At 64.5% G+C, this 22,103-nt stretch carries 25 protein-coding genes, 2 tRNA genes and 1 other RNA gene; 15 read left to right on the top strand and 13 right to left on the bottom strand.

The window, feature by feature from the left end; translation table 11 throughout:
* Positions 1-9: 9 nt before the first annotated feature.
* Positions 10-240: a DUF6626 family protein gene (locus IBJ06_RS05500; protein WP_292158030.1), complete on the top strand. Its 231-nt coding sequence runs from the start codon at positions 10-12 to the stop codon at positions 238-240.
* Positions 241-411: 171 nt separating this feature from the next.
* On the opposite strand, the gene IBJ06_RS05495 is transcribed toward IBJ06_RS05500, so the two are convergent.
* Positions 412-2,925, bottom strand: coding sequence for a site-specific DNA-methyltransferase (locus IBJ06_RS05495; RefSeq protein WP_292158028.1), 2,514 nt, complete (start codon positions 2,923-2,925; stop codon positions 412-414).
* A gap of 64 nt (positions 2,926-2,989) precedes the next feature.
* On the opposite strand from IBJ06_RS05495, the gene IBJ06_RS05490 reads away from it, so the two are divergent.
* Entirely contained in the window at positions 2,990-3,721 is a 732-nt protein-coding gene (locus IBJ06_RS05490) for a hypothetical protein (RefSeq protein ID WP_292158027.1), read from the top strand.
* Positions 3,722-3,776: 55 nt separating this feature from the next.
* On the opposite strand, the gene IBJ06_RS05485 is transcribed toward IBJ06_RS05490, so the two are convergent.
* The 3 genes from IBJ06_RS05485 to IBJ06_RS05475 form a co-directional block, all read right to left on the bottom strand.
* Complete coding sequence (locus tag IBJ06_RS05485) at positions 3,777-4,256, bottom strand: hypothetical protein (protein ID WP_292158026.1); 480 nt, start codon at positions 4,254-4,256, stop codon at positions 3,777-3,779.
* A gap of 17 nt (positions 4,257-4,273) precedes the next feature.
* Positions 4,274-6,010, bottom strand: coding sequence for a site-specific integrase (locus IBJ06_RS05480; protein WP_292158024.1), 1,737 nt, complete (start codon positions 6,008-6,010; stop codon positions 4,274-4,276).
* An 86-nt stretch (positions 6,011-6,096) separates the two neighbouring features.
* Positions 6,097-6,170: transfer RNA gene (locus IBJ06_RS05475), tRNA-Gln, on the bottom strand.
* Between the two features lie 175 nt (positions 6,171-6,345).
* On the opposite strand from IBJ06_RS05475, the gene IBJ06_RS05470 reads away from it, so the two are divergent.
* Positions 6,346-6,422: transfer RNA gene (locus IBJ06_RS05470), tRNA-Pro, on the top strand.
* Positions 6,423-6,479: 57 nt separating this feature from the next.
* Here IBJ06_RS05470 and ilvC read toward each other — a convergent pair.
* On the bottom strand, positions 6,480-7,481 hold the full coding sequence (gene ilvC / locus IBJ06_RS05465) for a ketol-acid reductoisomerase (protein WP_292158022.1): 1,002 nt from the start codon (positions 7,479-7,481) through the stop codon (positions 6,480-6,482).
* Positions 7,478-8,236, bottom strand: a complete 759-nt coding sequence (locus IBJ06_RS05460) for a hypothetical protein (protein WP_292158020.1) — start codon at positions 8,234-8,236, stop codon at positions 7,478-7,480. The genes ilvC and IBJ06_RS05460 overlap by 4 nt, the downstream gene beginning before the upstream one ends.
* Here IBJ06_RS05460 and IBJ06_RS05455 point away from each other — a divergent pair.
* The 6 genes from IBJ06_RS05455 (at position 8,228) to IBJ06_RS05430 (ending at position 11,771) form a co-directional block, all read left to right on the top strand.
* The gene (locus IBJ06_RS05455) at positions 8,228-8,770 is read left to right on the top strand and encodes a DUF924 family protein (protein ID WP_292158018.1); all 543 of its coding nucleotides are present in this window, start codon (positions 8,228-8,230) and stop codon (positions 8,768-8,770) included. The two genes, IBJ06_RS05460 and IBJ06_RS05455, sit on opposite strands and share 9 nt — an antisense overlap.
* Positions 8,771-9,217: 447 nt before the next feature.
* On the top strand, positions 9,218-10,072 hold the full coding sequence (locus tag IBJ06_RS05450; RefSeq protein ID WP_292158016.1) for a thymidylate synthase: 855 nt from the start codon (positions 9,218-9,220) through the stop codon (positions 10,070-10,072).
* A complete protein-coding gene (locus tag IBJ06_RS05445) occupies positions 10,069-10,659 on the top strand; it encodes a hypothetical protein (RefSeq protein ID WP_292158012.1) in 591 nt (196 codons plus the stop codon). The genes IBJ06_RS05450 and IBJ06_RS05445 overlap by 4 nt, the downstream gene beginning before the upstream one ends.
* Positions 10,628-10,936, top strand: coding sequence for a phosphoribosyl-ATP pyrophosphohydrolase (locus IBJ06_RS05440; protein WP_292158010.1), 309 nt, complete (start codon positions 10,628-10,630; stop codon positions 10,934-10,936). Before IBJ06_RS05445 ends, IBJ06_RS05440 begins: the two co-directional genes overlap by 32 nt.
* Positions 10,933-11,454: a dihydrofolate reductase gene (locus IBJ06_RS05435; protein WP_292158008.1), complete on the top strand. Its 522-nt coding sequence runs from the start codon at positions 10,933-10,935 to the stop codon at positions 11,452-11,454. The genes IBJ06_RS05440 and IBJ06_RS05435 overlap by 4 nt, the downstream gene beginning before the upstream one ends.
* Entirely contained in the window at positions 11,451-11,771 is a 321-nt protein-coding gene (locus tag IBJ06_RS05430) for a YbjQ family protein (protein ID WP_292158006.1), read from the top strand. Before IBJ06_RS05435 ends, IBJ06_RS05430 begins: the two co-directional genes overlap by 4 nt.
* Before the next feature lie 94 nt (positions 11,772-11,865).
* Here the strand turns inward: IBJ06_RS05430 and IBJ06_RS05425 are convergent, their stop codons facing one another.
* Entirely contained in the window at positions 11,866-12,963 is a 1,098-nt protein-coding gene (locus IBJ06_RS05425; RefSeq protein WP_292158004.1) for an NADH:flavin oxidoreductase, read from the bottom strand.
* Between the two features lie 81 nt (positions 12,964-13,044).
* The gene (locus tag IBJ06_RS05420; protein WP_292158002.1) at positions 13,045-14,121 is read right to left on the bottom strand and encodes an Mrp/NBP35 family ATP-binding protein; all 1,077 of its coding nucleotides are present in this window, start codon (positions 14,119-14,121) and stop codon (positions 13,045-13,047) included.
* 73 nt (positions 14,122-14,194) lie between these two features.
* Here IBJ06_RS05420 and miaA point away from each other — a divergent pair, with 73 nt between their 5' ends.
* Positions 14,195-15,067: a tRNA (adenosine(37)-N6)-dimethylallyltransferase MiaA gene (gene miaA, locus IBJ06_RS05415; protein WP_292158000.1), complete on the top strand. Its 873-nt coding sequence runs from the start codon at positions 14,195-14,197 to the stop codon at positions 15,065-15,067.
* Here miaA and IBJ06_RS05410 read toward each other — a convergent pair.
* On the bottom strand, positions 15,033-15,899 hold the full coding sequence (locus IBJ06_RS05410; RefSeq protein WP_292157996.1) for a hypothetical protein: 867 nt from the start codon (positions 15,897-15,899) through the stop codon (positions 15,033-15,035). The genes miaA and IBJ06_RS05410 overlap by 35 nt on opposite strands.
* 27 nt (positions 15,900-15,926) lie before the next feature.
* Positions 15,927-16,493 (bottom strand): hypothetical protein, encoded by a 567-nt coding sequence (locus tag IBJ06_RS05405; RefSeq protein ID WP_292157994.1) that lies wholly within the window; start codon positions 16,491-16,493, stop codon positions 15,927-15,929.
* A gap of 80 nt (positions 16,494-16,573) precedes the next feature.
* Here IBJ06_RS05405 and ssrA point away from each other — a divergent pair.
* Both ssrA and IBJ06_RS05395 read left to right on the top strand, forming a co-directional pair.
* Positions 16,574-16,936: a transfer-messenger RNA gene (gene ssrA, locus IBJ06_RS05400) on the top strand.
* 79 nt (positions 16,937-17,015) lie between these two features.
* The gene (locus tag IBJ06_RS05395; RefSeq protein WP_292157992.1) at positions 17,016-17,507 is read left to right on the top strand and encodes a ClpXP protease specificity-enhancing factor SspB; all 492 of its coding nucleotides are present in this window, start codon (positions 17,016-17,018) and stop codon (positions 17,505-17,507) included.
* A 56-nt stretch (positions 17,508-17,563) separates the two neighbouring features.
* Here IBJ06_RS05395 and IBJ06_RS05390 read toward each other — a convergent pair whose 3' ends face one another.
* Positions 17,564-18,577 (bottom strand): hypothetical protein, encoded by a 1,014-nt coding sequence (locus tag IBJ06_RS05390; RefSeq protein ID WP_292157990.1) that lies wholly within the window; start codon positions 18,575-18,577, stop codon positions 17,564-17,566.
* A 262-nt stretch (positions 18,578-18,839) separates the two neighbouring features.
* Here IBJ06_RS05390 and IBJ06_RS05385 point away from each other — a divergent pair, with 262 nt between their 5' ends.
* From IBJ06_RS05385 to IBJ06_RS05375, 3 genes are all read left to right on the top strand, one after another.
* Positions 18,840-19,739, top strand: coding sequence for a 2OG-Fe(II) oxygenase (locus tag IBJ06_RS05385; protein ID WP_292157988.1), 900 nt, complete (start codon positions 18,840-18,842; stop codon positions 19,737-19,739).
* Between the two features lie 84 nt (positions 19,740-19,823).
* Positions 19,824-20,582, top strand: a complete 759-nt coding sequence (locus IBJ06_RS05380; protein ID WP_292157986.1) for a C13 family peptidase — start codon at positions 19,824-19,826, stop codon at positions 20,580-20,582.
* Positions 20,583-20,654: 72 nt separating this feature from the next.
* Entirely contained in the window at positions 20,655-21,062 is a 408-nt protein-coding gene (locus IBJ06_RS05375; protein WP_292157984.1) for a GFA family protein, read from the top strand.
* Here the strand turns inward: IBJ06_RS05375 and IBJ06_RS05370 are convergent.
* Together IBJ06_RS05370 and IBJ06_RS05365 are read right to left on the bottom strand one after the other, a co-directional pair.
* On the bottom strand, positions 21,035-21,418 hold the full coding sequence (locus tag IBJ06_RS05370) for a RusA family crossover junction endodeoxyribonuclease (protein ID WP_292157982.1): 384 nt from the start codon (positions 21,416-21,418) through the stop codon (positions 21,035-21,037). The genes IBJ06_RS05375 and IBJ06_RS05370 overlap by 28 nt on opposite strands.
* Positions 21,415-22,032: a peptidylprolyl isomerase gene (locus IBJ06_RS05365; RefSeq protein ID WP_292157980.1), complete on the bottom strand. Its 618-nt coding sequence runs from the start codon at positions 22,030-22,032 to the stop codon at positions 21,415-21,417. The genes IBJ06_RS05370 and IBJ06_RS05365 overlap by 4 nt, the downstream gene beginning before the upstream one ends.
* Between the last annotated feature and the right edge of the window lie 71 nt (positions 22,033-22,103).

Genomic DNA, 22,103 nt, shown 5'->3' with positions numbered 1-22,103 from the left:
CCCTCCGGTATGGACATCTACCACCACTTCCTCGCTCGTGGACTGACCGACTCCCAACGGCATTTCAGCAGCGCATGGCTCGGTCGCGCCGAGAACTACCTGTGTATTCGGTCTGATCGAGGACCATCCGCCGACGCGCTAATCGGCCTCTTCCAAACCCTAATTCGCGAAGGTCGGCTGATGCTGGCCGCAAGGGTCGGCTGGTCGGTGCTCTGGCTTCCCGAGGAGGCGCGGCGATGAACGAGGATGATCTTCTCTTCGGGTTAGACGATCTGGTCGGCTGGCAGCGCGGCGAGCGACCGAAAGAGTGGCTGGAAGAGCGGAAGGAGGTGCTTCTCGCACGTTGCCAAGCGCAGACCGCGCGACTGAACATCCTTCTATCGTCAGCACACCCAGCTCTAGTGGCGCGACTTAATAGGCCGATCTGACAGCCATCGCGTTTTTTTCGGCGAGCGAGTTATCATTCGCATTGGCTCCGACCAAGCCGTCGCTTTCTCCAGAGCAGGCACCCAAGAGGCGCTCCTCGGCCATCTGGCAGTAGACAGGCGACTGCTCGATACCGATGAACTTCCGGCGTTCCATCAGGGCGGCCACGCCCGTCGAACCCGAGCCGCAGAACGGATCACAGACGGTCTTGGCGTCCGTAGCCCCGATGATCATGCGCGGCAGTTCGACCGGGAACGGCGCCGGATGCGGATTGCCGCAATCCGGCAACACCTTGAGGACATCCTTCAGACCGTGGCCCTTGCGGAACCGGAACTTCGGCTTGGCGAACACATAGATCACCTCGTGCGAAGGCGTCGCGAAGCTGCGGTTGAAGTTCATGCCGGAGCCGCGATCCCAGACGATGATCTGGCGCACCGGCAAGCCGGGATTGAGGTCGTGCGGCGTCCGCAGCACGCCGTGCTGAACCCGGTTCTTGTGCTGGTAGAAAATAGCACCGTCCTCGGGGATCAGGCGCCAGCATTCCAGCAGGAAAGCCCTCTGCCACGCGACGTAATCCTCGTGGGGCATGGCATCGCCGTGACCGTCGTAGCCTTCGCGCAGCTTCGCGGACTTCCACTTACCATTCTGCGTCGGGAAGCCTCCCTGCCCCTCGCCAAGATTATAGGGCGGGCTGGTCACGATGATGTCCACGGAGCCATCCGCCATCTTCTTCATCTCGGTCAGGCAGTCGCTATTGATGACCATCGCCCCGGTGAGGTCGCCAGAGGGGACTTTCCGCCCGAGGTTGTCATTCGCGGGCGACGTCAGCCCAACATCTTCAACACCGTGGGTCGCCGCCGAGACCGCATCCGGCAACAAGTCCGGCTCGACCGATTCGATGCGCTTCTTGGCGATCTGGAAGAACTCGGGATCGCGCTCGATACCGATGAATTTGCGCCCAGCGGCCACCGCCGCGCAGCCGGTCGTTCCGCTCCCCATCGTGTTGTCGAGCACGACGTCACCGGGATTGGAGTAGGTGCGGACGATCCAGTCGAACAGTTCGACAGGCTTTTGGGTCGGATGAACGCCCTTTTGGACCGAAGGAAAGCGCAGGACCGAGCGGGGATAGTTGGTGTGCGTCTGACGACGCTCGGAAGAGCAGCGGTAGGGATGGGTCTTGTAGAGGTTCGACCCCACGCCTCCGTTGCGGCTCATGCGAGGTTCAGCGAGTTCGACCAGTCCCTGCGGATTGTAGGTCATGGGGCTGGAAGCGCGGTTGCCGATCCCGCCCTTCGAGAACACCAGAACGTCCTCATGCTCCATCAGAACCTGCGACTTCGCATGGACGAAGCGGGTGGCGCGGGTCTTCTCCCAAACCAAGGAGTATTTGTAGAGGCCGGGGGCGGACATCATCAGCTTGGCCGAGAACAGCCCCGCCGACGTGAGAACGATGGTTCCGGTCGGCTTCAGAATGCGACGATACTCGGCCCACAGAGCAGCCATCGGAATGATCTCATCCCAAGGCGCTCGCGTGCAGCCATACGGAAGATCGGCCGCAATCAGGTCCACCGACTGGTCGGCGATTTCACCCATGCGGGCGAGGGTTTCGCCCAGCATCAGACGAACGGCATCGTCTTGCAGTCCGAGACGCTTCTCGATGATCGGCCAGTAGGTCGCCTCGCGCTCGATCATCACCGAGGAGCGGCCGTGGGCCATCGCCGCCGCACCAGTCGTTCCCGAGCCAGCGAAAGGGTCCAGCACCACATCACCGGGGTTCGAGCACGCCAGCACGATGCGCTCGATCATGGCCTGCGGGAACGGGCAGGGATGCGCGGTGCGCTCCTTCGACGTGCCGTGGACCTGCGTGAAATCCCAGATGTCGGCGGGATTGGCTCCCGCCGGGTTGTTTCGCTTGTCCGCCGACGTGGAGAGACGACGAACTTCATCGAGGTTGAAGGTCGGTTCGATCTTCTTCGGACGACCGCGACCGCCTTTCAGCACGCCGGGCTTGACCAGATAGAGCCAGCGCTCCGAGCGCGTGGCGAAGCGCTGGGTGGTGTTCTGTTGCGCGCGACGATCCCAGACGACCTCCTGAACAAAGGTCAGGCCGGTTCCAGCGATCAGGGGGAAGAGATAGTAGGTCAGCGGCACGCGGCTGTTCGGTCCCGCCTTGTGCATGCCGACGTTGATCCAGATGGCGCCACCCGGCTTCAGCACGCGAGCCGCAGCCGTGATCCATCGGCGCGAGAACTCGATGTAGTCCTCGATGCTGGCGAAGGCGTCGCCATAAGCCATGCCGATGTTCAGATAGGGCGGCGACGTCACGATCAGATCGACCGAGCCAGCAGCAAACCCTTCCATCGTGGCGATGCATTCGCCCTTCAGGAGACGCGCGGAGGGCGCGGAAGGCGGCGGCGTGATGGTCGGCAGATCGTCGTTGGAGGCGACCGCGAGAATGGCTTGCACGGTTTGTTCAGGGCGGACCGTCAGGTTGGACAATGAGAAGCTCCGGCTGTGACTGGAAGCTTCAATTTGCCACGAGAAGTTCGCTGGTCGCTCCAACATGAGACGCCGAGAAACCTTTTATATTTCCTCTGCTTCCGACATCGAGGCCGTTGGCCCGGATGTGATCGCCGACGACTTCATTGGCATTTACTGGACGCTTCCAGCCCCCGGTCGGCTGGCGCTCCCCACCCCAATCGACGAAGCGGCAACGGCGAGCTTCACCATCAAACGCCAGCGGCATCTAGTTTCGGCAGTCGCAACTCGCATTGGGCTGAAACCGCTGGCCGAATGCGCCCTGCAATTTTCCACAAGTCTCGAATGGACCGAGGAATTGGACGAGGTGCTGGCAGATGCACTCGCGCGTTCCGACGAGGATACCGTTCTGATCAGCGTGGATTTTCAGGCGTTCGGATGGCGCACCCACCACGCTCTACGGCACCGTCTTCGAGGGGCTGGGCTACAGGATATACGTGTGTCGGCCGGGATGGACCTCGATGTGGCGGACCACTTCGCGCTCAACCGGCATTGGGATGAACGGCACCGACAGTTGCGGAAAGAAAGGAGGACGGGACTGAAGTCCCCTCGCTTCCAGCCAGATCGTCAGCGGTTGGATCAATTTCACGAATACATGCGACGCCGCATCGAGAACATCGACGAATGGCAGGATTGGTCGCTGGCGAAGAAGGCAGAAGCTCTCAATGCCCGGGCGCTATGGACCGTCAGCGGACTTCGCTGGAATGTCGAACTAGTCCGCGATCTTGAGGCGGCGCTGCGCGCGAGACCCGACTGACCAACTGGTCGGGCTGGATCACGAGCTTCAGCTAGGTCCGCTCACTGGTGAAACTTCAGCCCAGATAGGCGATGGGATCGAACTCCGGCCCTCTGAACGAGATTGAGTTCAGGTAGGCGTGCCCGCGCGTGGTCCAGAGCGCGTTCACGCCCATCGACGTGATCGTCCCCGCAGCCATGGCCGCACAGACTCGCCAGCAGACCTCGGGAGGCAGAAAGCCGCCGAGTTCGAACCGGCTCTTGGTCGCTTGGATGCTGCCTACCGCTAGAATCGGTTCAGTCGGTCTCCGGCGTCGGGCTTCGCTTCCAGCCGTCAGACTGTCGCGCGCGAAGAAGTGGGCCTCGGCCTCCCGGCCCTTGAAGCGATCCGGCGACAGGCACTCGACGAGGAAGCTGAACGACTGGTGCTCGTCATACGGCTCGTCGATCCGCCGATCATGCTGGAGGCTGAAGGTGTAGGTGGCCGAGGGACGGCGAACCCAGAACACGAACTCCTCATAAGTCGGCTTCGGGCGCCGAGGCACCGCATTGGCCATTGCAGGCTCCTGAACGATCACAGAGGGAACGTCGGAAAGTCGATCCTGTCCATCGCGGCTTTCAGCACACTGATCCGCGCGCCTCGGCCGTATGCACGCCCCACGGCATTTCCGCCGGAATGCCCGGAGATAAGGTCGTGTATTTCATCTTTGACGTCTGTCTCCCGCACGGCCTGTTTCCAAGTGTGCCGGAAGGAATGGAAAACCTTGGCCGGGTTATCGAGACCTTCGCCCTCGACCTTTGCATTGGCATGGCACCAGCGCCCCCACCACGGGCCGAAGCTGGCAGAAGCCTTTTTTCCGTTCCTGTTCAGCTTCGGAAACAAGGGACCGGGCGGCAACGCAGCGACATGCTTCAGGAAGCCTAGCTGAACTAGCCGGTCATGGATCGGGATGATCCGGCGGGCGGAACGGTTCTTGACCCGCCTCGGGCCTTTCAGAGGCCGCTCCGTAAGATCGATGTAGTGGACCCCGCCTTCGATCTTGATCTCACTCGTTTCCAGCGTTGCGAGTTCCTCGACACGAGCGCCCGTCCACAAGCCGAGGATGGGGAGCCAATATTTGTGGTCGCGCACCACGTTCGAGCCGGGCCGGTCGCGGTAGCCCCTACTCCCGCTACCCGCGAACCCATTGAACATTGGAGCCGAGAAGATCGCGGCCAAATCGTCGTCATCGTAGGGGTCGCGTTCCTCGCTCTCTTCAGCGGAGGGTTTCCGCATGGTCTTCGCGGCTGGATTCTTACGAATGAGGTCTCGATCTAAAGCGAACTCAAACAGGCGCTTATAGGTGGTGATCCAGTTCCACACCGTCTTGATGTGAAGGGTGCGGTAGCTGCCCTGCTGTTGAGCCAGAGCGATCAGTTCTGTGAACGGAATCTCGTCGTCAGACAGCCGCTTGGTTAGGGGAAACTTCTCCAACTCCAGCTTCATCGCGTCCATCTGGAGGGCCGTGACGTCGGCTATGTCAGGGTCACCGAGGTATTCCACCAGCCGCTTGACGTAGCCTCTGTGACGCGGTTCCAGCTTGGCGGCGCCAGAGGCTTCCCACAGATCGTAGACCTCCATGATCTTCGTGCTCGACGAACTGGGCGGGGTAGTCAGTTCACCCGGCGGTTCGAAAGCCACATCCATGATGGGAGCAGGAGGCTCCGGCGCATCCGAGAGGTTTCCCTTCCGATACTCCATGATGCGGTGTTCGACCGTCGCGAGCGCATCGGCGAACCAATCCCGCATTGACGGTATTGCCGGGTGCTTCGGGTCGCACATGACCCGCTGCTCGTTCAGCGCCGCAGCAAGCTTGTGGTCGAAGTCGGCGACAGCGCTCCAATCGCCTTCGCGAAGACTACCTACCAAATGAACGTGCGCTCGCATCTCGTCGCTGAAGCCGACTGGCGCCGGTTCAAGCGCGCCGTTGAAGGCGAGGTTAAGGGCGTCCTTTATTTGCTGGGACTTCCAGCGCTGAATAGCCAGATAGGCCCTGTCGCGGTCGATAGCCTGACGTGGGAGGGGCTTTGCCGCCAGCGCCACCCTACCCTTCGCCGCATCAATCTGATCTGACCAGTCAGCCAGCAGCGGTGCGCCGAGGCGAATGGCCTCGTTTTCGTCTTTGGTGTTGAGCGCGGCTTTGAACTCGCGCTTTCCGAAGACCGGTCGCAGCGCCTCGGGGATGGCCTTTCGCGCCTCCCACAGACCAGCCGAACCGCTACGGCTCAACCCCTTCAGTCTCGACGATGTGTGCTTCAGCTTTTTACCCATTTTGTGCCGACCTTTTGTGCCGAGGTCAGCGCGGAAATCCCCCTGAAAGAGGGACTTCCAATGATTTCAATGGGCTTAAAAATGGATGGCTGGGGAACTAGGACTCGAACCTAGAATGACGGTACCAAAAACCGTAGTGTTACCATTACACCATTCCCCAGCAGGGCCGGTGCGTCGCGGGCGGGCCCGCGAGAGGCGCCGAGATACGCCAAGGCTGCGGGCGATGCAACACCCCGTTTTCGCTTCTTTTGCGGCGCTTTACATCTCGCTGAGAAATAGGCCCGATCCCGGCTTGCGGGCGGTGTCCGGCCTCGGTATAAGCCCCCTCCTCAAGTCGGAGTGTGGCTCAGCCTGGTAGAGCACTGCGTTCGGGACGCAGGGGTCGGAGGTTCGAATCCTCTCACTCCGACCATTTTATCTGCAGCGCGACCCGGGCGCTGATCGGGGCTCCCGGGCCCTCCTCCCCTCCCTACGCCTTAAATCTGCCAGCCACCTCCGCCAGATGGCGGCCCACGGCCTCGATCGGCCGTTCGCCCAGCGCCTTCCTGCGCGCCAAGAGGTCGGGGGAGCCCGCGTCATAGTCGGCCATAAGTGTCTTCACGAAGGCGCCCGAGCGCACCTCAGCCAGCACCTCGTCCATGGCGGCCCTGGACGCCTCGCCCAGCACGCGCGGCCCGGTCAGATAGGCGCCATACTCGGCCGTGTTCGATATCCGGCCGAAGGCCCCGGCGATGCCCTTTTCGAACATCAGGTCGGTGACCAGTTTCAGCTCATAGAAGCATTCGAACCAGGCGACCTCGGGCGGATAGCCGGCGTCGACCAGTTTCATGAAGGCCCCGTCGACCAGCTCCCTGACCCCGCCGCACAGCACCACCTGCTCGCCGAACAGGTCGCTCTCGCACTCAGCGGCGAAGGTGGTCTCGAGAATACCCTTGCGACCACAGCCCAGCGCCGCCGCATAGGACAGGCCGAGGGCATGGGCCCCGCCGGACGCATCCTGATGCACGCCGAACAGGCAGAAGACCCCCTGCCCCTCTTCATACAGGTCGCGGATGCGCGGACCGATCCCCTTGGGCGAGGCCAGGATCACATCGAGGTCCGCCCGGGGCGTTACCAGGCCGAATCGCACCGACAGGCCATGGGCAAAGATCAGGGCCGCGCCGGGGCGGATAGCGGGTTCGATCTCGTCGGCCCACAGATCGCGGTGCGCCTCATCCGAGACCATGATGGCTACGACATCGGCCCCGGCCGTCGCTTCGCCGGCGGTCCGGACCTTGAAGCCGTCCGCCTCGGCCACCGCGCGGGTCTTCGAGCCGGCTTTCAGGCCCACGACGATGTCGGTCACGCCCGAATCGCGCAGGTTCAGCGCATGGGTCCGCCCCTGACTGCCATAGCCGATCACGGCGACGCGTTTGCCCCGGATGATCGACAGGTCGCAGTCGCGGTCGTGGAAAACGGGCAGCGGGGTCAAAACGCAGTCCCTCCACGGAGTAAATAAATAATGGCCCCGGCGCGCCCGAAACCGGAATCCCGGCCGGCGATCCTCGTCGTCAGTGAGCCGTCATCAACTTCAAGCGTCCAACGTGTGTTGTCGGATGAGGTGACATGGGCAAACTCTGAAACGAACGGCTCACGAGCGAGGCAAGGGTCGGAAACGAGTTCGTCCATGCGCCGAGATGCCTCGGAGTCCAGAGTGCGTTGATCGCGCCTGACAGTGCCATCGTCGTAGCGTTGCACGTAGTCTACCCGCCAACTCCCATCCGGGAAGCGTACGGCAACGGTGCTTTCCGAGTGCCAGGCCCAATGTTCTGTCCGCTGGAACAGCAGGACGCTGGGCGAACCCGCAGGAAATTCGGCCACGGCCTGTCGCCTGACCGCCTCGTGCTCCTCCCGCACGGAAACAGGCCGGATCCAAGTCTCTGGTTCCGACAACACTTCCTTGGGCACTGCCGGAGGATCGATCCAGTCATCGTCGCCGGCCCAACGGACGTCGATTGGATCCCGCTCCATAACGATCAAGGTCGGATCATCCGGGGGCGAAGGCGCGCGTCTGGGCGCAGGTATCCACAGGGCTATTCCCGCGGCAGGGCAGGCCAGATAGGCATCGGCACGAGCCCGCGCGTCCTGGCCATGAGCCGTCGAACTGGCGAACGCCAGCAGCGCTGTCGCGAGCAGCAGGCTTGAAAGCAGGTTCACTTTGAGAGGACTATGACTGGCATGACCCAAGATATTTCTCCCACTGAAGTTGTCACCTTCTGGAAAGAGGCGGGCCCCGGCAAGTGGTTCGCCAAGGATGAGGCGTTCGATGCCGCCTTCAAGGACCGTTTCCTGGACGCCCACATGGCAGGCGCCCGGCGCGAGCTGGACGGGTGGATGGAGACGGCAGAGGGGGCGCTGGCGCTGATCATCCTGCTGGACCAGCTGCCCCGGAATGCGTTCCGCGGCACGGCCCACCAGTTCGCCACCGACCCGCTGGCGCTCAGCCTGGCGAACGATGCCGTGGCGCGGGGGCATCTGGAGCGGACCGAGGCGGGCTTGCGCAAATTCCTGCTGCTGCCCTTCGAGCATTCCGAGCGGCTGGAGGACCAGGATCGGTTCATGGCCCTGATCGGGGATGACCCCGAGGACCGCAAATGGGGCGAGATCCATCGCGACATCATCGTGCGCTTCGGCCGCTTCCCGCACCGCAACGCCGCCCTGGGCCGCGAGACGACGGCCGAGGAGCAGGCGTTTCTGGATGAGGGCGGGTTCGGGGGGTAGCTACAGAAAATACCGTCTGAATGGTCTGAATGGTCTGAATTGCGGGTGCCGAAAACACCGTCTGAACCGTCTGAACCGTCTGAAATGAGTGCACCTCTGTCGGCCAGGCATTCGGCAACCGCACAGTATGGGTGCGGCGCGGACCAAGGTGGGCAGAACGGTCCCGGAAACGCTGGGGTGTTGAAGGTATTCGGGAAATAGGTCGCGGCTATCGCGGTTCCCGTCTCCTCCTTATCGAAGATGGGGAGGTGGCGCGGCGCGCCAGCGCCGTGACGGAGGGGTTCTTGAGAGCGTGCTCAAGAAAGATCCCCTCCACCACTCCGTGGTCCCCCTCCCCACCGCTGCGCGGCAGGGAGGAGACGCCGATCCGACTGAGTCCACAGATGGGTGGGCAAGCTATCCACCGCCGCGCATTGGCGTTTCGCGAATCAGCGGCAAAGTGGCGGGATGAACGCCCTCGCCCCGATCCTGACCGACGATGCCGGACCGGCGGCGGATCCCGCGCATCCCGAGTATCAGTATCTGAACCTGCTGCGGGACATTCTGGACAATGGCGCGCGGCGCGGCGACCGGACGGGCACGGGCACGCTGGGGGTATTCGGGCGGCAGATCCGGTTCGACCTGTCGAAGGGGTTTCCGCTTCTGACCACCAAGAAGCTGCACACCCGGTCGATCATCGTCGAGCTTTTGTGGTTCCTGCGGGGCGAGACCAATATCCGCTGGCTGAAGGACAACGGCGTCCGCATCTGGGACGAATGGGCCGACGCCGAGGGCGAGCTGGGCCCCGTCTATGGCAAGCAGTGGCGCAGCTGGACCGCGCCCGACGGCCGGGTGATCGACCAGATCGAAAAGGTGGTCGAGAGCATCCGCACCAATCCCAACAGCCGCCGGCACATCGTCACGGCCTGGAACCCGGCCGATGTCGACGACATGGCCCTGCCGCCCTGTCACTGCCTGTTCCAGTTCTTCGTGGCGGACGGCAAGCTGAGCTGCCAGCTGTACCAGCGCTCGGCCGACATCTTCCTCGGCGTGCCGTTCAACATCGGCAGCTATGCGCTGCTGACCCTGATGATCGCCCAGGTGACCGGACTGGAGCCGGGGGAATTCGTCCATAGTTTCGGGGATGTGCACCTGTATCTGAACCATCTGGATCAGGCCGAGGAGCAGCTGTCGCGGGCGCCTCGCCCCTTCCCCACCCTGACGCTGGCCCCGCGCGACGACCTGTTCGCCTATGAGCTGTCGGACGTGACGCTGGAGGGCTATGACCCCTGGCCCCACATCAAGGCCGTGGTCGCGGTATGAGCGGTGGCTTGGTAGAGGCGGTCAACGCACTCCTCAAGCAGCCGCTCCGACTATCAGCGATATGCGGCGGCGCCGCAGCAATGTTTCTTCTGGCGGACTATAAAAACCTACTGCCTGACTTCGAGGATTGGGGCCCTCTGGGTAGTTTGATTGCAACCGGAATACTGCTGATTTCAGTTTTTACCTTTGTCGTAGTTGGTTTGATGCGAGTTGCTCCGCTGTTCAGCGGTTGGCGTTATGAGGCCGATGTCAAGAACAGGATTAGCAAGCTCCCCGACGAGAGTTTGGTACTGCTGAGATCGAGCTTGAAAGGCGGAAACAACCAGACATGGATCAAGCCAGATTACCCGGGCATTGAGCCGCTGCGTCGTAAGGCGTTGGTCGAGGTAGACACGAGTGTTCCGGGTGTAGTTGCCGTCGCCTGCCATGGTCCGGTATGGGCGGTACTCGTGAAAAATTACGAGAAGTATACGACGCGGCCAGTTTCAGACGATGTTCGACAGGAATTCACCGCAGCCCTCAGCCATGCTTGGTGGGCTTTGGATCAGGCAGGATATGACCATAACGGTAGACCAGTTAAAGCGTGACGTCCTGCGCATTTCCGACATCTATGCGGCCGAACACGGGATCGATCGCGACCGCGACTGGGCCCTGCTGAAGCTGCAGGAGGAGCTGGGCGAGCTGACGGCCGAGCATCTGCGGATGAGCGGACGGGCCCGCGGTGAGGCGGATGCCGGAAAGCTGGGCGATGAGGCGGCCGATGTGCTGGGTATGCTGCTGATCTATTGCGACAGCGCGGGCATCGATCTGGAGGCGGCCATGCAGCGGAAATGGCTGCACTGGCTGGAGAAGGCCCCCGCATGATCCGCCCTCGCCTGTCCCTCGTCGCGGCCCGGGCGCGGAATGGCGTGATCGGGCGCGACGGCGACCTGCCCTGGCGGCTGCGCGGGGACCTGCAGCGGTTCAAGGCCGTGACCATGGGCAAGCCGTGCCTGATGGGGCGGACGACGTGGGAGAGTTTGCCGCTCAAGCCCCTGCCCGGCCGGCTGAACATCGTGCTGACCCGCGACGAGAGCTTTGAGGCCAAGGGCGCGGTGGTCTGCACCAGCCTGTCGGAAGCGCTGGAGATGGCGCGCGAGCAGGCGCGCGAGGACGGCGTCGACGAGATCTGCGTGATCGGCGGGGCGCAGCTGTATGAGGCGGTGATGGACCGGGCCGACCGGCTGTACATCACCGAGGTCGAGGCCGAACCCGAGGGCGACACTCTGTTTCCGGCCTTTGACGAGGCGGCCTTTGTCGAGATGGCGTCCGAGGCGCATGATGCGGGCGAAAAGGACGACCACCCCTATGTGTTTCGCACCCTGGACCGGAGAGCCAGATGATCGTCGCCACTACCAATGACCTGCCCGGCCACCGCGTGGTGCGGGTGCTGGGCATGACGCGCGGGATCACCGCGCGCTCGCGCAACATCGTCTCGGACGCCATCGGCGGCCTGCAGTCGATGGTGGGCGGGCGCGTGGGCGCCTATGTCAAACTGGCCGAGGCCGCCCGGCAGGAAGCCTATGAGGCGCTGCTGGAAGACGCGAAGGGCATGGGCGCCAATGCCATCCTGGCCATGCGCTATGACGCCAATGAGATTATGCCCGGCATCACCGAAGTGCTGGCCTACGGCACGGCCGTGGTGGTCGAAGCCGAGTGATGAGTGTCGAGTGTCGAGTGGCGAGTGACGAGGAAAGCCTGAACGTCCGGCCGCCCGTCTTACACGCCACTCATCACGCGCCACTCGCCACTTCCTAGCTGAGCGTCGCCATTGCCGAGCGTTCGAAATCCTTGAGCTCACCCAGACGGCCGTCGCGGATTTTCTGCACCCAGTACGGGTCGGCCAGCAGGGCGCGGCCGACGGCGACCAGATCGAACTCCTCCCGCTCCAGCCGGGCGATCAGGCCGTCCAGCGAGGCGGGCTTCGACCCCGCGCCCCCGAAGGCCGCGATGAACTCTCCGTCCAGACCGACCGAGCCGACGGTGATAGTGGGCTTGCCCGTCAGCTTCTTGATCCAGCCGGCGAAATTGAGGTCCGAGCCCTCGAACTCGGGCTCCCAGAAGCGGCGCTGCGAGCCGTGGAAGACGTCGACGCCGGCCTCCGACAGCGGGGCCAGCCACTGGGCCAGCTCATCCGGGGTATGGGCATTCCTGGCGGCGAAGTCGTGGGACTTCCACTGGGACAGGCGCAGGATCAGGGGCATGTCGGGGCCGATGCCCTCGCGCACTGCCTTGACCACCTCCGCGCCGAAGCGGGCGCGGTCGGCGATGGTCGGGCCGCCCCAGCGATCGTTGCGATCGTTCAGGCCGCTCCAGAAGAACTGGTCAATCAGATAGCCGTGGGCGCCGTGGATCTCGACCGCGTCAAAGCCCAGCTCGCGGGCGGCCTTCGCCGAGCGACCGAAGGCGGCGATGGTGTCGGCGATGTCTTCCTCGGTCATGGGCTCCAGCTTGCGGTTGCCGGGGGTGGTCATGCCGGACGGGCTGTCGACCTTGCCGAGGGGCTTCCAGTCCTCGCCCTGGCCGCGGGCCGAGCCGACGTGCCAGATCTGCGGCGCGATCAGGCCGCCTGCGGCGTGGACCTCGTCGACCACCTTCTTCCATTCGGGCAGGGCCTCGCCGTGGAAGACGGGAACGTTGGCGTCATTGCGCGCGGCGGGGCGCTCGACGACGGTGCCCTCGGTGATGATCAGGCCGACGTCGCCCTCGGCACGCCGGCGATAGTAGCCGGCCACATCGGAGGTCGGGATGCCGCCCGGCGAGAAGGAACGGGTCATGGGCGCCATGACGATGCGGTTGGGCAGTTTCAGCGACTTGATCTGGAAGGGCTGGAACAGGGCATCGACGGACATGGCAGGCTCGCGGTTCAGTGACTGGAACCGCCAAGGTGGCGATTAGGGTTGCGTTTGAAAACCCTGCCTCGCGGATTTTTCTCAGGACGCCGTGAGATTGAGCCTGTCGGCCACGGCACGGGCCAGATCGGTGAAGCGGCGGCCGGCCTCTCCGTCGGGGCTGTCGAGGGTCACGGGACGGCCCGCATCGCCCGCCTGCCGGACGGCGGCGTCCAAGGGGATATCGCCGAGGACGGGGATGCCCAGCCGATCCGCCTCGGCCGGACCACCTTCGGTGCCGAAGATGTCGCCGCTCATGGTCTGGACCAGTCCGAGCACCGGCGCGCCGACTTTCTGGAACAGGGCGTGGGCGCGGCGGGCGTCGGCGAGGGCGACCTCCTGGGGCGTAGTGACGATGATGGCGCCGTCCAGCGGGGTCTTCTGGATCAGGCTGAGATGCACGTCGCCGGTGCCGGGCGGCAGGTCAACGACCAGCACGTCCAGCGGCGCCTCAGCCGTGCCCCAGCGGGTCTGGGTCAGCATCTGGGTCAGGGCCTGCGACGCCATCGGCCCGCGCCAGATCATGGCGTCGGAGGCTTCGGTCAGCAGGCCGACGGACATCGCGGCAAGCCCGTGCACCCGGTGCGGCTCCATCTTGCCGTCGACATAGTCGGGCTTGCCGGAGATGCCGAGCATGGTCGGCAGCGACGGGCCATGGACATCGGCGTCGAGAATGCCGACACGCAGCCCCTGCTGCGACAGGGCCACGGCCAGATTGACCGCGACGGTCGACTTGCCAACCCCGCCCTTGCCGCTGCCGACGGCGATGACGCGGCGCACATGGTCGGGGCGGTCAGTGGGCACCGGGGCCTTCGGGCGGCCCTGATCGACGGCGGCCTTGGACAGGCCGGCGGTGCGGCGCGCGGGCGCCGGTGTGGTCTCGGCCGTCAGGATGACCGACACGCGGGTGATGCCCGGCAGGGCCTTGAGCGCGGCTTCGGCCTGGTCGCGGACGGGGGCATAGCGGGTCACCTCGGCCTGATTGACCTCCAGCACAAAGCCGGCGCGATCCTCGGCCACCACCAGACCCTTGACCTTGCCGCCGTCCATCAGGCCGCCGCCGGTGACCGGATCGGTCAGGCGGTTCAGCAGATCGATGACGGCCTGTCTGTCGGGCACGGCTTGCTCCTGAGCGCGCGAGGGGGTTTACCGGACCTTCTATCCCCCTGACCGCATCGGCGCGAGGTTCCATTTGTCCCAGGGCGAGGCCGCCAGACTGACCCTGATCGGGGGGCCGACCGCGTCGGGCAAGTCGGCGCGGGCGCTTGAGCTGGCCGAACGGACCGGGGCGGTAATCATCAATGCCGACAGCCAGCAGCTTTACGCCGGGCTGCGCGTGCTGAGCGCCCGACCGGATGCGGAGGAAGAGGCGCGGGCCGAGCACCGGCTGTACGGCGTGGCGGCGGGCGATGACCCCTGGTCGGTCGGGCGCTGGGTGCGGGCGGTCGAGGACCTGCTGGACGAGATCGGGGGGCGGCCCGCCGTGCTGGTCGGCGGCACGGGCCTGTATTTCACGGCCCTCACCCGGGGGCTGGCCGACATTCCGCCGGTGCCAGACGCGGTGCGGCAGGCCGTCGAGGCCGATTATGACCGGGTGGGCGAGACGGCATTCCGGCAGCGACTGGCGGGGGTCGATCCCGAGGCCGCAGCGCGGATCGAGGCCAATGACCGGCAACGGTTGATCCGCGCCATGGCGGTGGCCACGCATACCGGACGGGCCCTGTCGGACTGGCAAGCCGACACCCGCCCGATCCTGAGCCCCGGCCGCTGGACCGGTCAGTTGATCCTGCCGGAACGCGAGGCCTTGTATACTGCCTGCGATGCCCGCTGCGCCGTGATGCTGGAACGCGGGGCGCTGGGTGAGGTGCGGGCCCTGATGGACCAAGGCCTGTCCCCTGCCCTGCCGGTCATGAAGGCGGTCGGCGTGCGAGAGCTGGCAGCGCATCTTCGCGGTGAGACCTCGCGGGAGGAGGCGCTGGCCCAGATGCGTCAGGCCACCCGCAACTATGCCAAACGCCAGCTGACCTGGTTCAGGAATCAGATGCCGGACTGGGAGCGCATCTGATCTGCGCGGCCAGCAGACCGACCCCCAGCCAGAAGCCCACGATGGGGCTCATGCCGATCCCCAGCAGGGGCATGGGGAAGGCCCCGAACAGGGTCGTGCCGACCGTCAGCAGGAAATAGACTGACAGGGGCAGGCCCATGCCGGGCAGCCTCGCACCCGACCGGGCACCTGGCATCGGGGCCAGCGCTGTCGCGAGGATCAGGACGACCGCCGCCACTGCCAGCACCGGCGTGATGCCCCAGGCCAGAGCGACGATCTCCTCGACCTCGGGTACGGGCGCCAGCGGATCAGGCCTCAGCCAGCTGAAGGCGGTCAGCCCGGCAGCCACCGTGACAAGGCCGACCCGCACAGGCGTCGAAAGCGGTGCCCGAAGCGCGATGAGGGCCATTGCCCCCGCGAACGCCGTCGTCTGTGAGGCATCGGGCTGGAGGACCAGAAGGCCCAGAAGGACAAGAGCGAGACCCCAGCTGGACGCGCGCTCCCGCGTCCAGCCCAGGGCCACGACGGCCATCGGCAGCATCAGCAGGGCAAGGTTGATGTGCAGCGGGCCCAGCACCAGCCAGCGGTGCACCCCCTGCTGCGCCGGGCCCAGCAGGCTGGCGGCCACGAGCAGGGCCGCCAGCCCGAGCAGGACGGTCGCGGTCCGCTTTCCGGCGAGGGTGGCAATCCCCCAGGCAGCGGTCAGACCCACGCCCCAGGCGATCAGATTGCGCACCCAGGATCCGGTCGGCACGCCCGCCAGCGCACAGATCAGGCATCCCAGCCCCACGGTCGCCAGGCTCAGTGCGCCATAAACCAGAAGCAGACGATGCGAACTCCTCAGCACGGTCACGATAGCCTTCTCCCCCGGCGCTGGGCGCTACTCGATGATTTCCATGGTGCCGGGCTGGAAGGTGACACCTTCGAACTCGGGGTAGGCCTGGCGGAGGATGGCCGCCTGGGCGGGGTCGTTGACGTCCATGATGTACCAGACGCCGTCATCCTTGAAGGCGAGATTGGGCGACACGGCCTTCACCCGGATGCCCTGGGTTTCCATCACCATGTTGAGGTCAAGGATGACATACTGCCGGCTGCCGTCCGGGGTGACGAAGGTCTCGGCTCCGGCCAGGTCGACGTCGTATTCTACGATGGTCACCTGGCTCATCAGTTCATCCACCATCTGCCGGCTGGCCTCCCGCGCCTCGTCGGCAGTGACTCCGTAGGTGTCGGCGATGGTCTGAAGCACCTTCGGTGGCAGGAATTCGATCATGGCCGAGAACTGCCCGGCCTCGATCATGCCGCTCATCTGATCGATCCGGGCGTCGAGACCCGCGCGGTCGGAGGCGGACAAGGTGGCTTTCGAAGCGTCCTGGGCCAGGGCGGGCGCTGTGGCGAGGCCGGACCCCAGGGCCAGCACCACGGCAATCATGAGAAGACGGGTGAACACAGGGGCCTCCTTGGAAAAATGGTTTCCGTTGATTGCCCCAGGTCCGCGTCTCTGGCCAGCGCTAACGGATGCTGTGGCCGGTTATTGGATTTTCATCCCTTCGCCCCTATATTGGGAAGGTCCGGGTTCGCCCGGACTATGGCGATAAAGGCGCTTGTAATAAGCGGACCGGACCCGGGTGCGATTCCCGGCGGCTCCACCATTTCCCCCGCGTTATCGGCGGAGATCATGGGGCCGACTAGCATCGACGGACGTGTAAAGAAGATTGCTTTCGCTCGTACTGGCCCATCGTCATCGGGCCGTTTTCTAACTGCGAACGATAACTTCGCTGGGGAATACGCTGTCGCCGCGTAATGCGGTTCCGGTAATTCCAATCTAAACTCCTGGAGGTTCAGATCTTCAGGCGGGGCCTGTCGGGAGCCTGGCAACAGAATCCCGGCGCTTTCCTGCATTGATGGCGAGACTGCCCTTCCGCTGATGGGCGCGCGGGGTTATCAGGGTCCGTTCCTCACAGAGGCAGGCATGACCAGCGCGACCCCTCCCGTCGATGAAATGCACTATGAACGCCTGGCACAGGATGCCCTGCGCGGCGTGATCCGTGCCGCGCTTGAACGCGCGGCCGAACCCGGCGGCCTGCCCGGGGCGCACCACTTCTACATCACCTTCCAGACGCGGGCACCCGGCGTCCTGCTGCCCCCCGACGTGGTGGCCAAATATCCGGAAGAGATGACCGTCGTCCTGCAGCACCAGTATGAGGATCTCGCGGTCGAGGCCGACCGGTTCAGCGTGATGCTGCGGTTCGGGGGCGTGCCCAAGGCCATGACCGTCCCCTATCTCGCCATCACCCGCTTCTTCGACCCGTCGGTGCAGTTCCTGCTGCAGTTCGAGACCGTGGTCGAAGAGGTGGTCGAGGACCCGGTCGAGGAGGCACCGGCCGAGCCGACCACCCCGCCTCCGCCGTCCGGCGACGACGGCCCCAAGGTCGTCTCTCTGGACCAGTTCCGGAAGAAGTAGAGCGGCTGGCTAGCTGCAGCGGTCCGTGGCAGGGGGTTGCGAGAAGCGGACCCGGCCTATCTCACAAGCGCGATGACCCTCTGTACGGCTTCCGCTAGCGTATCGGAGTCTGCGGGATTCGGAGACAGGTCTTCCGTCGATACCAAGAGCCTGAAGGTCCGAGGTGGGAGGCTGCCCGATGCCACCACTAGATCTTTGATCGCTCCGTTCCAGTGCTCAAGCTGGTGGCGGTTATGGCCGATACTTAGCTCCGAATTACCTATGCCTTTCCCAGCCGCTCGGACATCGGCTCTTGCGATGGCTTCTTGGCCGCCCTGTTTCGCCGCCATCAAAGCGATATGACACCCCTTCTCAGTTGGCCGCAGGTTGACCCCGACGATATAGTGGCCGTCGTTTTCCAGAGGCATCGACAGTCGCACAATCTCGCCCGCCGGGGTCTGAACTTTCCACTGCTCACTCAGGCCGTCGTAGTACAGCCATAGCCCCTCGCTGATTTCGCAGATCGAGAACCGCTCCTCGATTTTGAGCCCCGCCCAGCTGCCGGGCACCGCGCGTACAAATATGTAGCCACATTTGCCATTAGGAGCACCATAGCGGACGACTTTCGAGAGATCGGGGAGCTCGCCATCGCCGCTGTAGCTTCTGGACACCTCCCAGTACTGCCACGCTTCAATGCCCGCAGCACGCGCCTCCACGATGAACTCAATGTCGTCCGTTATAATTGCTGCATCGAGGTGCCGCGCTGCGCGCGCAATCGGTTCGTCAATTTTATTGACGTGCGGAATTGGAGGTCCTCTGGGAGGCGGAGCAAAAAGTATTCCTTGAGCGCGAAGAACAGTGCGGACTGCCTGTGCCGGGTCATACGCTAGCCTGTACTTCCGCTTCAAACGATCCGAAACGCGCCCAACCTCCGCTTCAATCGACGGTGTGACATAGACCGGGGTAGCCATTCTTCGAAGAACAGAGATGGCATGAGCCGCCAAGCCACCACGATTGAAGGTGGCGTTGAGCAGCGTATTTGTGTCCAGAATGACCCGCTTGCTAAAATCGTAGTCGAAGAGAGGCTTCAATCTAGGCCCCCTGCGAATAGTTTGAGCCGATCAACGGGCCGTCGAAACATCCACATCTATTCCGCACCCTTTATGAGCCATAGGCAAAGCTTGTAACGTGCTTTTCGGGTGAGGGAAGCCACTGTCGCTCGGGTCTGGAGCTAGGCGCCAAGAACGGTCATAAGTTATAATCTCTGGACTGGCCCCCGCCGTCAGCCCCTGTCACTTCCCAACGCCTCCTCCATAGTTTAGCGAATTCAGTCCGTAATACGGAGTGGACCGCATGAACGCAGTGGATCGCAGGGCGTGGGCGTCGGACAGTCTGATGGCGACCATTGATCCCGGCCAGACCGAGGCGAATTTCGCGGGCCGCAGGCGCGTCGTCGATGGCGTCCTGACGCCGTCCGAGGCGACGGCTCCGATCACCCCGGACCAGTATGGGGAGCAGGATTTCATCATCGTTCCGGACTTCCTGACGTCGGCGGAATGTGACCGCCTGCTGGGCATGTTCGACCGGTTGCACGGCCTGGTGAAACATCGCCGCATCGGCATCGACTTCTGGGAGGGCCGGATCGTCTATATGACCGATGTCGCGGCGCACGATGCCTCGGCGGCGGCGATCATGGGTGGGTTCCAGAAGCGGGCGACCGCCATGCTGGGTGAGTTCTATGCCCTGACCCGCCCGCTGTGGACCGACACGGTGCAGCTGAACATCTGGGAACAGGGCTCGTGCCTGCCACCCCACACCGACAACAGCAATCCCGACGGCACGGCCCACAGCACCCCGTGGCGGGACTTTTCCAGCATCGTCTATCTGAACGACGACTATGAGGGCGGAGAACTGTACTTCACCGCCAAGGACCGGGTGCTGAAGCCGAGGCGGGGCATGCTGGTGGCGTTCAGCGCCGGCTATCACCACGAGCATGGCGTGCTGAAGGTTACGCGCGGGCGCCGCATTACCATGCCGGCCTTTTACACTTTCGATCAGCGCAAGGCCGATGCCCATATCTATCCGGAGCTTTATCCTCCCGCACCCGCCCCGGCTTCCGCACAGGTCCAGCCTCTGTCGGCCATCCTCGCCAAACCGCAGGCCAGCCCGGCCCGGGACCCGCTGTCGATCCTGTCGCCCGGAGGACAGGCACCCACCTGGCAGCCCCCGGGCAAATGGCGGCCGCCGGGGTGAGGGGAATCAGCTTCCGACGGGTTGACCCTCGCCGTTTCGCCGGGATCAATGGCGTGTAACGCTGATTGGGCTGGGGAGCCGCAAATGATCCGTCGTGCCGTTGTCACCCTCATCGCCGGCCTGTCGCTGGCGGCCTGCGCGACCACCTCGAGCGGTCAGACTTCCGAAGGCGCATTCGACGGCTGGGCCGCGTCGATCGTCGCCGCCGACTGGACCACCAGCCGGGGCACGCCGATCCAGGCTTTCGACAATGCGCGTCGCGATTTGGTGGCGGGCTTCCAGGACGTCGGCTTTGCGCGGGCCGACATGGTCGACTTTACCCTGCGCCCCGATGTACCCAACCCGACCTCGGCCGATCAGGCGCTGGACGCCATAGGGCGCAATGCCGAACAGGCGACCCGGGGGTGCTTTCTGTATTTCACCTCCCACGGATCGCCGCGCGGGATCGTGTTCGGCCCCAATCGCCTGATGAGCCCCGACGAGATGGCGCGCCGGATTGACGGCTGGTGCGGGACGCGGCCGACGGTGGTGATCGTTTCGGCCTGTTTCTCGGGCGTGTTCGCCGACCGGCTGGCGGCCCCGAACCGGATGGTCATCAGTGCGGCGCGGCGGGACCGGTCGTCATTCGGCTGTTCCGAGGACGCGACCTACCCCTATTTCGACGGCTGTATTCTCGAGAGTCTGCCGACCTCACCGAACTTTCTGGTCCTCGCGGATCAGGCGACCCTGTGTGTCTCCCGGCGTGAGCGCGAGGAAGGCCTTCGGCCGGCCTCCGAGCCGCAGACCGTGGTCGGCGTGGACATCGCGCCGCTTCTGGCCACCACCTACGCCTTCCGCCGCTGAGGTCGCCTTCCCCGCTTGCCACGATCCGTCAGGCGTGGAACATTTGCGGAACATGGAGCGCGGGAGGACGATATGCTCGAGGGCGGATGCCATTGCGGCGCGGTGCGATACCGGACGGACGGTAAAGTTGAGCATCACGCGCTTTGCCACTGTATTGACTGCCGAAAGGCCTCGGGTGCGCCAGCCGTCAGCTGGTGTCTTGTACCGACCGACAGCCTGACGATTACGGGCGAGACTCGTACCTATGCCTCGTCCGAGCATGGCCGACGCTCGTTCTGCGTCACCTGCGGAACGGGCCTGTTCTATACGAATGACGTCATCTTTCCGGGCATGACCGACATCCAGGGGGCCACGCTGGATGACCCCGACGCCCTGCCCATCCAGGCCCAGATCCAGACCGCCGAACGGATCGGCTGGATGGCCGCTCTGGACCAGATCCCGGCGTTCGAGCGCTATCCGCCGATCGGGCCGGACGCCTGACCTGAGCGCGGAAAGACCCGGATGGTGATGCGCTCACGGTCACCCTCGTGGCGCTGGACCAGCAAGCGGGCGACCTGGGCATCGTCGTGGAACAGATAACCCTTGATGGCGTCCAGCAGGGCCTTGGCCAGATTGTCGAGATCCATGTGCGGGGGCTCGCCGACATGCTCCATGTCGATCTCGACGACGTGGTCGCCCCATGAGGGCCGGGCGCCGCGCCATTCCTTGCGCATGAACTCATAGACCAGCGGCTTATAGTATTTGGCCTGGGTTGTCAGGCCGTCGATGGTGATCTCGACCCCCTGCCCCACCTCCCGCGCCCGGACCTTGCCGATCCCGATCCAGTCGGGGCTCATGGGTGACAGGGGGCGGGCACCTCGCCCACCACGGTCGCGGCCAGGATTTTGATCGGCGGCGTCAGCTGTTCTTCGGCACCAGCCGGGCTGCGATGGATGTCATGGACCACGCCCATGCCGGCGGTCACCCGGCCAAAGGCGGCGAACCCCTGCCCGTCCGGATTGCGCGCACCGCCATAATCGAGCGCCGGCGCGTCCTCGACCATGATGAAGAAGCTGGAGGTGGCCGTATCGGGCCCGTCGCGCGCCATGGATATCGTGCCGGCCCGGTGGCTGAGGCCCGTGTCACGCGTGCGCTCCAGCGGAATCGGCGGGTTGAGGTCGTCGTCAGCCCCGCGCGGGGTGGCCGCCTGGATCACACTGATCGGATTGGGGTTGGCGTTGGTCTCGGCGACGACGGTGCGGAAGAAGCTGCCCCCCTCGTAATGGCCGTCGGTGACATAGGACAGGAAGTTGCAGACCGTCAGCGGCGCCTTGTCGGTGGCCAGCTCCAGCGAGATGACGCCGCGTTCGGTGACCAGATCGACGCGCACCGGATCGCCGGACACCCTGGCCTCGGTCGCGCAGCCTGCGAGGGCCGCCGCCGCGAGGGTGATCATCGCCAGATATCGCATCCTGTGTTCCCGCCCCCGGGGCGCTTGTCCCCCTGACACTTCGTGCTACACCCGCGCCCATTCCCGCGCCA

Source organism: Brevundimonas sp. (assembly GCF_016742135.1).
GTDB lineage: Bacteria > Pseudomonadota > Alphaproteobacteria > Caulobacterales > Caulobacteraceae > Brevundimonas.
This window is presented reverse-complemented; position numbering and strand designations above follow the sequence as displayed.